Annotated in this window: 9 protein-coding genes; 1 reads left to right on the top strand and 8 read right to left on the bottom strand. The window is 35.7% G+C overall.

The window, feature by feature from the left end; genetic code table 11:
* Positions 1-13: 13 nt before the first annotated feature.
* The 4 genes from DWB61_RS00835 to DWB61_RS00820 all read right to left on the bottom strand — a co-directional run bounded on the left by DWB61_RS00835 (position 14) and on the right by DWB61_RS00820 (position 8,257).
* Positions 14-1,660, bottom strand: a complete 1,647-nt coding sequence (locus tag DWB61_RS00835; protein ID WP_125028955.1) for a DUF5689 domain-containing protein — start codon at positions 1,658-1,660, stop codon at positions 14-16.
* A 442-nt stretch (positions 1,661-2,102) separates the two neighbouring features.
* Entirely contained in the window at positions 2,103-3,932 is a 1,830-nt protein-coding gene (locus DWB61_RS00830) for a DUF5689 domain-containing protein (RefSeq protein WP_125028953.1), read from the bottom strand.
* A gap of 79 nt (positions 3,933-4,011) precedes the next feature.
* On the bottom strand, positions 4,012-5,451 hold the full coding sequence (locus tag DWB61_RS00825) for a DUF5689 domain-containing protein (protein WP_125028952.1): 1,440 nt from the start codon (positions 5,449-5,451) through the stop codon (positions 4,012-4,014).
* 25 nt (positions 5,452-5,476) lie between these two features.
* Positions 5,477-8,257 (bottom strand): carboxypeptidase regulatory-like domain-containing protein, encoded by a 2,781-nt coding sequence (locus tag DWB61_RS00820; protein WP_125028950.1) that lies wholly within the window; start codon positions 8,255-8,257, stop codon positions 5,477-5,479.
* A 615-nt stretch (positions 8,258-8,872) separates the two neighbouring features.
* Here DWB61_RS00820 and DWB61_RS00815 point away from each other — a divergent pair.
* Positions 8,873-9,916 (top strand): endonuclease/exonuclease/phosphatase family protein, encoded by a 1,044-nt coding sequence (locus tag DWB61_RS00815; RefSeq protein ID WP_197091122.1) that lies wholly within the window; start codon positions 8,873-8,875, stop codon positions 9,914-9,916.
* A 130-nt stretch (positions 9,917-10,046) separates the two neighbouring features.
* Here the strand turns inward: DWB61_RS00815 and frr are convergent, their stop codons facing one another.
* The 4 genes from frr to rpsB all read right to left on the bottom strand — a co-directional run bounded on the left by frr (position 10,047) and on the right by rpsB (position 13,393).
* Complete coding sequence (gene frr / locus DWB61_RS00810) at positions 10,047-10,610, bottom strand: ribosome recycling factor (protein ID WP_125028948.1); 564 nt, start codon at positions 10,608-10,610, stop codon at positions 10,047-10,049.
* Between the two features lie 186 nt (positions 10,611-10,796).
* Positions 10,797-11,507, bottom strand: a complete 711-nt coding sequence (gene pyrH / locus DWB61_RS00805; RefSeq protein WP_125028946.1) for a UMP kinase — start codon at positions 11,505-11,507, stop codon at positions 10,797-10,799.
* Positions 11,508-11,699: 192 nt separating this feature from the next.
* The gene (gene tsf, locus DWB61_RS00800) at positions 11,700-12,524 is read right to left on the bottom strand and encodes a translation elongation factor Ts (protein ID WP_125028944.1); all 825 of its coding nucleotides are present in this window, start codon (positions 12,522-12,524) and stop codon (positions 11,700-11,702) included.
* Positions 12,525-12,550: 26 nt separating this feature from the next.
* Positions 12,551-13,393 (bottom strand): 30S ribosomal protein S2, encoded by an 843-nt coding sequence (gene rpsB / locus DWB61_RS00795; RefSeq protein WP_125028942.1) that lies wholly within the window; start codon positions 13,391-13,393, stop codon positions 12,551-12,553.
* Positions 13,394-13,465: the final 72 nt, after the last annotated feature.

The raw sequence follows: 13,465 nt of genomic DNA, 5'->3' as shown, positions 1-13,465 counted from the left end.
GAAAATTGAGTTTTTAGTTTTTCCAAACGGCGGTTTTTTTGTCACCGAAAATATATTTTACCAATTCAGGATGATCAATAAAAGGGTTGCGATTGTTCTGAATGCCATAAATCACATTATTTCTTCTGATCTCATATGGGTCAACAGGATCCAATTCGTTCCACTTTAACAGATCGGCCAATTTACCATGACGTTCGGCTTTTCCTTGTCCGCCTAATTCGTCAACTGTGAAACCATAACGAACGGCCATATAAAAGATAGAACGAGCCACATCGCCTTTAGCACTCAAAGGGGGCTCGTAGAAAGTCGCATTCTTAGTTCGTGGACCATTTACATTGGCAAAGTCCAGAGCAGCTCTATTGCCATTCTCTTTAGCATCCGAAGCTCTTAGGTGATGACCATCGGTTCCAGGTCCAGCAGAAGTACCAAAATCACCATGCGACTTGGCCCAAACATGCTCTCGGTTCCACCCCGTACTTCCACTCACATGAGCTGACTTACTAATACCTTGCTCTTTATAAATTTGCCATACTTGAGAAGCATTGTCTGGATTTTGATCTCCTGCTTCGCACATATCCCAAACATCAGTTGATGAACTTGTATATGGTAATTTCTTGACACCTGAAGAAATAATGCTTTGTATTTGGCTTCTTAATTGAGCACCCGACAGTGTCGAAGCTGAAGTATAATAATTATCCGGAATACGAACCGACATCATATGTTGTCCTTCTGATATCTGACTCACATAATCCTTAGGCGTATATTTCACGATGATTTTACCATTGACATCTACCTCGGGAGTTAAGAAGTTTTCATGATCGTTACCTGATTGGGATCCTCCATTATCATCTCCATCAACACGTTGACCATCTAAAACCACATCCGACAAACCACGAATAACTAATTCGTAAGTACCATTTACTTTTGTAAGAATCCCCATAACAGATCCATTGCCTGCAGGGATTTTGGTATCTCCAAAATCAGCCGTTTTTCTGATATTCAAACTAAGAGTGTTCTTATCCTTATCGGTAAGCGTACGAATAACATCAGCATTGGCATCGCCAAAATTCTTTTCTAAATCAGCATCGATAAACTGAACTGCATTAACTTTGATTAATGATAAAATCATATCATCATTAATATTAGAAATAGCTGTCAACTTAGATTCCACAGAAAGAATATCATCAGCCTTAACAATAAAGTCGAAAATTGAATTTCGTTCTATAGCAGTTACTGTTTTTTTACCATTTTCAACAAGAGTGTTAGCGCCTAAAACATTATCTCCTAAGATAAGTCCTTTACATTTTACTAATATTTTTTGTCCAAGCTTAAACGATCGACCTAATTCTTCGGAAGCCAATAAAATTTCGATACCCGAAAAATCGGCATTTGCCTTTGTATCATTAATCACAATACTTTCGTAGATATTTTTTTCGTAGTCGTCCGAAATCACCTTGCCTTCAATCACCAAGTCTTGAGTAATCGATAAAAAGCCCTCACTCCCTATCAAATCTTTAAGATCAGAAATGGTTGTATTCGACACCAGCTCAACAGGAACAACTGGTATTGGATCAATTGTCTCTTTGATACTATCGCTACCCGAATCACAAGCAGAGAAAGATGCAGTTAAAAGAAAAAGTAAATAAAGTGCTTTACGCATGGTTTATAGTTGTTAGTCACTAGTCATTAAAAAACTAGCTATTAGTAATAAGTCGCTGGAATCGTATTGTCCTGATTAGTATCAGAAACAATCGAGCTATCTCTCGTATATTCAAAAACAAATAGGAGGTTTTCTTCAATAAATTGAAGAAGGTAGGATTTATAAAACACTAGCAGCAAGACTGCTATTGTATCTAATGGTGTCGCAAATATAGAAAAATTTGAGGGATAGATAGATGTTGATGTAGAGAATTTTAACTCTAGTTTGATGAAAAGTTGCTTATCTATTAGTAAGCTATACGAGTACAACGAAGTCGTTCATGATTGAGTTAGCTTCGAAAATAATTAAACTCGAACAGATATTTCGGCTCCTCAGATCAAGTTTAACGCAAAAAAAAAGCACCCCGAAGGAGTGCCTTTTAAAATATTTAATATCAAGGATATTATTTCTTAACAACTGAGAAGTCATCATAGTAAACGAAACCACCTTCAGCAGCTTCTTTATAAGTTCTAGTTGCAAATTCTAGCATAGTTGCTCCTTCAGGAATAACAACTTCTATTTTGTATTGTTGCCAATTAGCTGAATCTTCAGTATAACCCGCTTGAATTTTAGCAGCGTCACCATCTAATGGAGCAACAGTTGCCCCAGCAGCATTTTTAAAATATGACCACATGCGTCCTTTAGCATTTACATCATTATCTAAATACCAAAATGATATTTCATAAGTTGCACCTGCTTCGATTGGAGTTTTAAAAGACAGAATCTGCTTTCCAGACTTAGATTCAACTTTTGCAGCGAATGATCCACCGTGAATAATAGTAGCTTCTTTTGTTACGCTTTCCACTTTTTCAAAACCTACAGGGTGAGTCTCGTCAGTCCAGTTTTCAAATCCCCAATTAGAAAATTCAGCTGGCTCGCCTGGATCTACATCAGCAGGAGTAAAGTTGAATTTAACGTTACCAACTTGCCAAGTACCAGTAGCATCAGTTTGGTTACCTTCGTATTTGAAAGCAACATGAACTTTACCCGTTTTAGCAGAAAGATCGATAACACCAGAGTTTAACCACTCAGTATAACCTGTTCCATTTTCAGCAGGTAAAGTTACAGTTAACTCTTCCCAAGTTGCTGCAGCAACACCTACAGTATAATCAAAATCTGAAGAAACAAATACCTTCAATACTTCAGCTTTAGTATAACCTCTTTTAGAATCGAAAGAGAAATTCTTTTTGCTATCAGCAGCATCAAGATTTAAACCAGGAGAAACAACCCAAGTCTCGATTGCATCTTGACCAGAATTATAACCTGCAGCTTGAATATACTTAGCAGATGAATATTCTTTAGTCACCCAGTTCATTGTACCAGTCACAGCCTCAGTAAACCAACCATCTTGGTCTACTCTTGCATCAACAGTAGCATCAGCAAAAATTTCAGCTAAAGCATCAACAGTTTTGTCAACAAAAGGAGCAACAGGATCAGCAACGCGCTCATCAGTCATTACTACATCATCAGTAGAACGGATAAACAACTGATAATCTTCATTAAATTTTCCTAAGATTGCAGTTACAGAACCATTTCCTTCAGGTAAAACATCAGCGTGGAAAGTAGCAGTATTTGCAGTTCTTAAAAGAATTCCGTTTCCTTCAGCATCAATTAAATAACGATTCTCGAATTTTTTGTAATCATCACCAGCTAATTCTGCTTTAGCGTAAGTTTTACCATTCTCAGAAGTTTTGAACTGAATAGCATCAATCTTAACTAAAGTATTAACCATAGCTTCGGTTAAAGCTGTAATAGCAGTAGCCTCAACAGTTGGCTCAACACCGCCTTCAACAGCAGTAATATGAAGAGCAACGGCTGCATCATCCATTCCACCAACTTTGCCTTCAAACTCAACTCCGATTTGATATGAAAAACCATACTTGCTTGCAAGCATATCTTTAGCAGAAACAATAATTTTTTGTCCTGGTTCAAAAGCAGCTAAAGTCGCTGATTTATATGATCTGATTTCTAAACCAGCAGTTTCGTCTTGAACAATTAGCTTGTTGTAAAAATTCTCTGATGTACCTTGGTTAGAAATAACGATAGCATCGAAAGTTAAATCTTGAGCAATAGTTACAACAGCATCACCTGATATTAAAGCAACAATATCAGCAACAGTTGCATTTGTTTTTTCAGAAGGGCCAGCAGGAGCATCATCATCTGAAGAACATGATGTGAATGAAACAGCTAGTCCCATAATCATCGCAAACAATAAATAATGTAATTTTCTCATTTTACAGTTCTTTTGTTAGTTAGTAATTGGATTATAAAAAATAGAAAAGCAAGCCATAAAATATAGCTTGCTTATGTTATTATTCTGATACTTTAATTTTATCTAATCGGTAGGTCGTCGTTTCAGTCTTGCTACCAATATATTTAAACGCAATAGAAATATGCTTGCCATCAATAACTGGCAAATTCACATTACCTGAAGAAATCCAAGCATTATCACCATCTGATTTCTGAGCAACAGTAACATCTAATGTCTGCCAAGTAGCAGTTTTGTAATTACTGCCATCAAAATCGTCAGCATAAACAATTTCTAATGGATGCTTAGTATCGGCATGTGCCCAATAAGCCTTTGATGTAGATACACTAAATACCTTCTGAGTAGAAACACTTACTGCAGGAGAAATTAACCATGATACAATTTCATCATCGGTTGCCTTATAACCTGTAGATTGAGCATATGTATCGTTGTTGAAAACCTTAGCAATCCAGTCGCGAGATCCTTTTTCTTTGATATTGTGCCATCCTTCTGATGTTATTGACTTTTCAACAACTTGTCCCGTAAAATCAGCATTAAAGTTATCTACTTTAATTAGTGTGCCTGAGTAGTCTCCTCCATTATCTCCACCTGAAGTACCAAAGCGATTGCCTGTCATATCAACATCAGCAATACTAATGCTATTTACAACAAGCTGAGGCTCGCCATTATGAGCACTCAAAACCCCAATAATAGTACCACTACCAGTTGGTGTTAGTTTAGAGCCAAAATCAGAAAAATCAGAAGTAAATACAGTTAGTTCATTACCATTTGCATCTTCTATAATTGTAGATTTAAAAGGAAAAACAGGTGAATGATCGTTCAATACATTTGCCCAAGTAGTACCTGCATCACCACCTTTAAACTGAATATCATTTAAAGTGATAAGAGTAAAACGATCATCAGCAGTCAACTGATCAATAGTCTTTATCTTAGTTGGAATTGTTTGAATTGAACCATCTCTAAAAATATGCGACGAAATAGCAGGAGACAAAATAGGAGACAAACGGAATTCTTTAAATTTGTACCAGTAGTTACCACCACCTATCTGTACATTGTTTCCATATAGTCCTAGGGTTAAACCTTGACACTTCACCCAAACTTTCTGCCCTACAGCAAACTTTGAATTAAGGTCTGACTCTCCTATCGAGATATTAATCCCTTCAGAAGAACCGTCTAACTCGCCTTGTATAACAATATTTTTATAAAAATTTCCAAACTCATCGTTTGAAACAACATAACCTGATACATAGAAATCCTCTTCAATCACCTTAAACAAATCCGCATTCATTATTGGATTCTTCGCTCTGGGATTTGCGTCTGTATAAATCTTTTTAAGCTCAGGAATTGTTTTAACAATAGCACCTTCAGGCAATGTGAAGATAGATTCTACTATTATTGGCTCTGCAAAATCATCGTCGATACAGCTATTTAAAAATAGCAGCCCGAATAATGCAGCAATTATATATAATGATATCTTTTTCATCTTTTATTCTTTTTATATCAATGTATTAAAATCTGAAACTCATGTTTAAGAAAAAATTTCTTCCGTAAGCATAATATTGTCGAGGTTTAAAATTATCCACACTTTCCAATTGTTCAGCAGCAGAACCACCATAGTCTACTCTTGATTGCTCATAACCTCCTGTTACAAAATCAGTATTGTTTAAGACATTAGATACAGACAAATTAATGTTGATATAATACTTATAATCTATTCTCCACGATTTTCCGATATTAAGATCCAAAGTAAACTGATCGTCAAGTCCATGCTGAGTTATTACTTTATCGTATCCAACTGGGTTATTAGCGAAAATTTTATATGTACTCTCAAGTCTTCTTAAAGGGTTATATCCCAGATACATTTCTCTGTAGTAATTGGCATTTACACCAACCCACCAGTATTTATCACTAGAATATTTCAATCCTGCTGTATAAGCTTGCTGAGGATAACCTGTCTCTTTAAAACCTTTCACATAAACGGGTTCATTCTCAGGCAAAGCATTTATAGTCTCAAGTCCATTATCAGAGTACATACTCAACATTGGACGTGATTCAATAGTATGATCACCAATTGCAATAGCACCAACCAATGATAGTTCATCCAATAGTTTATAATCGAATCCTATCTCAACACCCATGTGTTTTCTATCAATACCGGATTGAATCTGATTTACAAATGTTTTACCATTATCATCATAAAGCCCCATTGTTTTCACCTGATCGGTAAATTTAGTATAGTATACATTGGCTTTCAGTTTAAAATTTGGAGAACGATACTGATATCCCAAGTCGGCAGTAATTATAGTCTCATCCTTATTTTGTCCTTTATCGTCTAAAGTTAAATTACGAGAACGTGGTGATAGAAACACATTGCGGAAAACTGGTGCTTTGGTCATATACCCTGCATTGGCAGAGAAATAGTTTTTACCATCCATTTTATAGGTGGCACCTGCCTTAATACCATAATTGAAATAATTTAACTTTTCGCTTTCACCATATGAATCATTTCCAACTGGAAAAATTCCCTTTCTCACTTTAGAATCTCTCCACATTGTCGTTTGAGTCAATCCCAAAGAAGCGTAATAATCAAATTTGGCATAAGAGAAGTTCGCTTGTGCAAAAGCAGAAATTTTATCAACATGAGCATCATAATTATGTCCATACTTATCACCCTCTTTTAATATTTGTGCTTTACGACCGTTTGCAAGAAAATAATCCAAATCATTTTGAATTCTTTCTGCAAACTCCTCGTCGGTGTAAACATACTTTGGATCTGATCTATCGGCAAATTTATCAGTATTCTCAACGTAATCAGCACCTAACAAATCATCTACTAAGGTGTAAGTATGAGCCTTGTATGAGTTATAGTTCGCACCTCCAACTAATTGAATATTCTCGTTCAACTCATGTTTGATATTGATATCTGCAATAATTTGCTCAACATCTTGTCTTCTGTCTTCAAGAAAATATCGAGCTTCTCCAGTAGGGTTATTATATGTATTTGCATCATACATCTTATCCCAATCAATTTGAGAGTTGTTTTTAAAATCAGCTGCAGCGTTAAGGTTATTTAAGTTTCCCGAGTAGCTAGGAAGATTACGATAATAATCAGGACGAGGATCTGGAGCGTTAACCCAATTCAAAGCAGTACGACCACTTTCGCCTTTAATTACAGCAATACTAGTTTCAACTTTAGTTTTTGAATTAAGATCCCAGTAGTGCTTTAAGATAGCAACAGGTGTATGAGATTTCTGCATTTTAGCATTTCTCTTTTTGCCATCTTGCCATCCCCAGTTAGGATTGTAATAATTTGAACCAACAATATCGTTAGCTTCCTGAGAAGATGCACCAGAACCTCCTCTGGTGCTAGGTGCGCCAAAAACAGTTAAACCAATGCTATGCTTTTCGTTAATTTTTTTCAATGCTGACAGGAAGTATCCGTAAGCATCGTATGATGTTCCATCGATATAACCTTCCTCAGACCATCTCTTAGAACCTGAAACAGTTAATGCCCAACCATTCTCCATCATACCTGTAGAATGAGTAATCATGGCACGGTTACGGTACGAGCGGTTCGACATAGAGTAAACTAATTTGGTTCCCTTTCGGTAAGAATCAGCTTTGGTATTGATATTGGTATTACCTCCGAAAAGACCAAATCCATTATCAATAGGAGATAAACCATCAGTCACTTCCTGGTCGCGGGTTACGTCGTTTAGACCACCCCATAAGAACCAGTAAGCTCTTCCGTTCTCCATATTATTCATTGGTATGCCGTTGAAAAATATGCCTGATTCTTCAGAACCATATCCGCGACGACGAAAACGAGCCGAACTAAAAGTATAAGCTGCCGCTGCATTAAAAGGATCTTTTGAAGAATTCAACATCCCGGATACAGCCATATCACCTAAATCTGCATCAATCTCATCATCAGAAATTGAAGACACATCTAACTCATCAAGTGATGGTAAAAATTTGTTTATTTCTAAAACCAAAGTTCCAACAGAAGTATTTTTGCCTTCAACAATATCAATCGTTTCGGTTAAGCTGATAAACCCCTCTTGATTTAATTCAATTAGATGTTTACCTGCAGTAATATCAACAATTGAAAATTGACCATTAGCATCTGTATACACCATATTACTTGTACCTAGAACCTGAACTTGAACACGTTCAAGAAATTGTCCATCCTTAGCACTTTTTACTTTTCCACTTACGGAACCTGTTTGGGCCTGCAAGGTAAAAGACATCAGAGCTCCTAGCATTAGGAACAGAAAAACCTTCTTCATAAGAATTATTAAAGTTTGATATAAATAGTCAGTGATAGTAGTCGTTAAATCGTGTTCATGTTTCCCCCGAAACACAATCGATTGCAAATACAATGACAGTTGAAATTTTACCTTAAATTAAGATTGTGGAGTTTAGTACCCTTTAGAAAAGCAAATTCACATCTATAGTGAAGGTGCATGGATACTGTATACTATACCTTTAATTGTATAGCCCGCTCAGGAATTGAACGGTATAAAATGGTGCTTAGGTCTGGCAAAATTAATATTTTTTTTCATAAAGCATGATAGTCTTCAAAAAAATATACCAATCCATAACAAGAAGAATCTCAATGAAATAATATCGATATTCTAAAAAAACGATAGCAAACCCAAAAGAATTAGGCTGTTCTCAAAATTTGTTTTAATTTCGCCCCGGAAAACAATCATTTTTTAGAGAAACAGTTAAATAATAATTTGATCCCCCCGAATTATTTAATTGTTTTCTATCCACTCCGATCGAAAAAAATCAAACTCAAATTATAATATTGAAAATAAGCTTCTATACTTTATCTGTCAATGAGATACTAGTATAACAAAGCGACTTTCAATAAGGATTACAATAGAAAAAATAGACATATGAAGAATTTTAAATTCAAACAGCTTGGCTTATTAGTTCTTTTAGCAAGTTTCCTTTTAAATGTAAATGGAGTATCTGCACAGAAAAAAGAAAAAGAGATTTCTTGTATTGGTTTCTACAATCTTGAAAATTTATTCGATACTATTGATGATCCAGAAAAAATTGACGAGGAATATACGCCCAATGGAAAGAATCAGTGGACAGAAAGTAAATATAAAGCTAAGCTCTTTAATATGGCACATGTCATTTCTTTAATTGGAAAAGAGGGCTCCAAAGATGGATTTTCTTTACTTGGTGTTTCTGAAATTGAAAATCGTAAAGTTCTAGAAGACTTGGTTGCTGAACCTGCTCTTGTTAGTAGAAATCTTCAAATTGTACACTATAACTCTCCTGATAAGCGTGGTATTGATGTTGGCTTACTATACAATCCAAAGCGTTTTGTACTAATTGAATCTAAAAGCTTCAGATTAAATACACTCAGAAACGATGGTGATACTCTATTTACTAGAGATCAATTATTAGTTACAGGACTACTTGACAATGAGAAAGTTCACGTTATTGTAAATCACTGGCCATCGAGAAGTAGTGGTGAAAAATTAAGTCGCCCATCACGTAATGCAGCAGGTAAACTAAGTCGTTCAATTTGTGATTCTCTGAGCAAAGCAGATCCTTCAGCCAAAATACTTGTAATGGGTGATTTAAATGATGATCCTTTTAACGATTCTGTAAAAAAACAGATGAAAACCAAGGCTAAGATCTCGCAAATGGGAAGTGAAAATTTTTACAACCCATGGGAAAACATTTTAGCTAAAGGATATGGTACACTAGCGTACCGAGATACATGGAACCTATTCGATCAAATTTTACTCTCTAATCCATTAGTTGACAAAAAAACAGACGGATACAAATTCCTGACATGTAATATATTCAAAAAGAAATTCATGGTGCAGCAAGAGGGACGCTACAAAGGATATCCTAAAAGACGCGAAGGTGGCTATTCGGATCACTTTCCAGTATATGTTTACCTGGTACGTAATAAATAAGCCGCAACACATGTAAACCTGTTAAAACCGTCCCCAATGGCGGTTTTTATTTGCCTAAACAATAATAAAACCAAAAGGCTACTTCAAATCGAATTGAAGTAGCCTTTCTTATATAATAAAAAACTATCTATTAGATAGTCATGATATCTTTCTCCTTAATAACCATTAAGTCATCAATTTTCTTAACAAAAGCATCAGTTAGTTTCTGAACATCCCCTTCAGCATCTTTTTCAAGATCTTCAGACAAACCATCTTTAACTAATTTCTTAAGCTCAACGATCGTGTCACGACGTGCATTACGAATACTCACTTTAGCATTTTCGCATTCAGCTTTAGCCTGTTTGGCCAAATCGTTACGTCGCTCTTCGGTTAAAGCGGGGATATTAATGCGGATTACCTCACCATTATTATCTGGATTAAAGCCTAAATTAGAATTCATAATTGCCTTTTCGATAGGTACAATCATAGCTCTTTCCCATGGCTGTACTGCAAGGGTTCTTGGATCTGGCACACTTACGTTAGCAACCTGACTCAATGGAACCATGCTTCCATAATAATCTACAACTACGCCAGACAGCATAGCAACATTAGCTTTTCCAGCACGAATTTTCACTAATCCAGATTCAAGATGTGCTATTGCAGCATCCATCTTTTCCTTTGCATCTTCAAGATACATTTGAACTTCTTCATTCATAGGACAAAGAGTTTATTCCAAATCCCAACAAATATCAGGATGGATTGTTTTTATATAATTTCATTTCTTATGTCAGCCTAAGTGGCCAGACACAAAAATAGTAAAAATTTCTTTATACACTTATTCCGCACTTCTTAAGAGCTATATTTTAATATTAAGCTCATTATGCGAAAAAGCAAATAGCTATTAAACGTGTACCAGAGTACCAATATTTTCACCTTTAATCACCTTTAATAGGTTACCTTTAGTGTCCATATCAAAAACAACAATTGGAAGATTATTTTCTTTACACATCGTTGTTGCAGTTAAATCCATTACACGAAGATCTTTATGGTAGATTTCATCAAAACTAATCTTATCATACTTCGTTGCAGTTGGATCTTTTTCAGGATCTGCAGTATAAACCCCATCAACACGTGTTCCTTTTAGCATCACATCAGCTTCAATCTCAATACCACGTAAAGATGAACCAGTATCTGTTGTAAAATATGGATTTCCTGTCCCTGCAGAGAATATTGTGACATATCCCTCAGAAAGATAGTCAACAGCCTTTTGCTTTGAATAGAACTCACCTATTGGCTCCATTCTAATAGCAGTAAGTACCCTCGATTTACAATCTATCGCTTCAAGAGCAGAGTTTAAAGCCAAACTATTGATTACAGTAGCCAACATCCCCATTGAATCACCCTTTACGCGATCAAAACCTTTAGAAGCTCCACTTAAGCCACGAAAAATATTACCACCACCAATCACAATACCAACTTGTACCCCTTGGACTACAATTTCTTTTATCTGTTCAGCATAGTCATTTAATCTTTGAGAATCGATACCGTATTGTTGATCTCCCATTAGCGACTCACCGCTAAGTTTTAGTAGGACACGTTTGTATTGTAACATTTGAAATAAAATATTTTAGTAGATATGATATATATGAACCGATCAGAATCGGAAAACTTTCAGATAATTAAAGCAAAGCTCAAGATAAGAATTTATAGCTTAATGTCTATACTTTAGTTAGATCTGAAAAAATATAAGTCCAAAAAAAAGAGTCCCTAAAAGGAACTCTTTTTATATGTAATAACATTTGTATTAAGCATTCAAAGTGTAACGCATCATTGCAGAAACAGTCAAATCCTTATCAGCAGTTGCTAAATATTGCTTAACGCTCATTTTACCGTCTTTAACGAAATCCTGGTTCAACAAAGTAGATTCTTTGAAGAATTTAGACAAACGACCTTCAGCAATTTTGTCTAGCATTTGCTCAGGCTTACCTTCAAGACGAGCCTTTTCTTTAGCAATTTCTAGTTCTTTAGCAACCATATCTTCAGAAACACCATCCTTATCGATAGCAACTGGAGCCATAGCTGCTGCTTGCATAGCAACATCACGACCCATTTGTGCATCAATTGCTTGGTTGAAACCAATTAGCGTAGCTAATTTGTTACCAGCATGGATATATGCAATTGAAGATTCTGCTTCAATTTTACCAAAGTAGCTTAAATCGATTTTTTCACCGATTACACCAGTTTGTTCAGCAACGTGATCTTCAATTTTTCTTCCTTCTAAATCTAAAGCTTTTAAAGCTTCAAGATCAGCTGGATTGTTTGCGATAGCGATGTCAAGGATTTTCCCTGCGAATGCCACAAAACTATCGTTCTTAGCAACGAAGTCTGTTTCACAATTCAAGGTAATCATTGCACCTAATTTTCCATTTTCAGAAACTTTAGCTAAAACAACACCTTCAGAAGCTTCTCTGTCAGCACGTTTATTAGCAATAGCCATTCCTTTTTTACGGATTATCTCAACAGCTTTGTCAAAGTCACCTTCGGCTTCAACAAGAGCATTTTTACAATCCATCATTCCTGCGCCCATTGCTTTACGCAATTTGGCTACATCTGCTGCTTTAATAGACATCTTAATAGAAATTTATCAGTTAATAATTACTCCTTTTCTCCTTCAATCTCTTCTGTAGCTGGTGCTACTGGAGCCTCTGGAGTAACTTCTGCTACAGGAGCTTCTACCTTAGGAGCCTCTGCTTTAGGAGCTTTTTTTACTTTAGCTGTTTTCTTATCAGCGTCTTCTTTTTCTTTCTCATTCTTTCTTTCAGATAAACCTTCCTGAATTGCTCCAGTTACTTTATCAAGAATAATAGATACAGAGTTAGAAGCATCATCATTAGCTGGAATAACAAAATCGATGCCTTCTGGGCTTGAATTTGTATCTACCATAGCAAATACAGGAATTCCCAAACGGTTAGCTTCTTTAACAGCGATGTATTCTTTCATTACGTCAACTACAAACAAAGCTGCTGGCAATCTGGTCAGATCAACAATGCTACCTAAGTTTTTTTCTAACTTAGCTCTCTGACGAGATACTTGTAGTCTTTCTCTTTTAGAAAGGTGGTTTAATGTACCATCAGCTTCCATTTTGTCAATAGTTGACATCTTTTTAACTGCCTTTCTGATAGTAGGGAAGTTAGTCAACATACCACCTGGCCAACGCTCAGTTACATATGGCATGTTTACGTTGCTTACTTTTTCAGATACAATACCTTTAGCTTGTTTCTTAGTCGCAACGAATAAGATTTTTCTACCCGATTTTGCAATTTGTTTCAATGCTGCAGCAGCATCGTCTACTTTAACGGCAGTTTTATGTAAGTCGATAATGTGAATACCGTTACGCTCCATAAAAATATAAGGAGCCATTTTTGGATTCCATTTTCTAGTCAAGTGACCAAAGTGGCAACCTGCTTCTAATAATTCTTCAAATGTAGTACTAGACATTTTGTTTTCTTTTTATTTGTTTACATTCGTTTTATGGCAATTGCTAGGTAGTTCTATAGTTTACAACGAATA

This window comes from Ancylomarina euxina, assembly GCF_003863355.1.
Classification (GTDB): Bacteria; Bacteroidota; Bacteroidia; order Bacteroidales; family Marinifilaceae; genus Ancylomarina; species Ancylomarina euxinus.
Note: the sequence above shows the minus strand (reverse complement) of the source record. Positions and strands in the feature narration are given on the sequence as shown.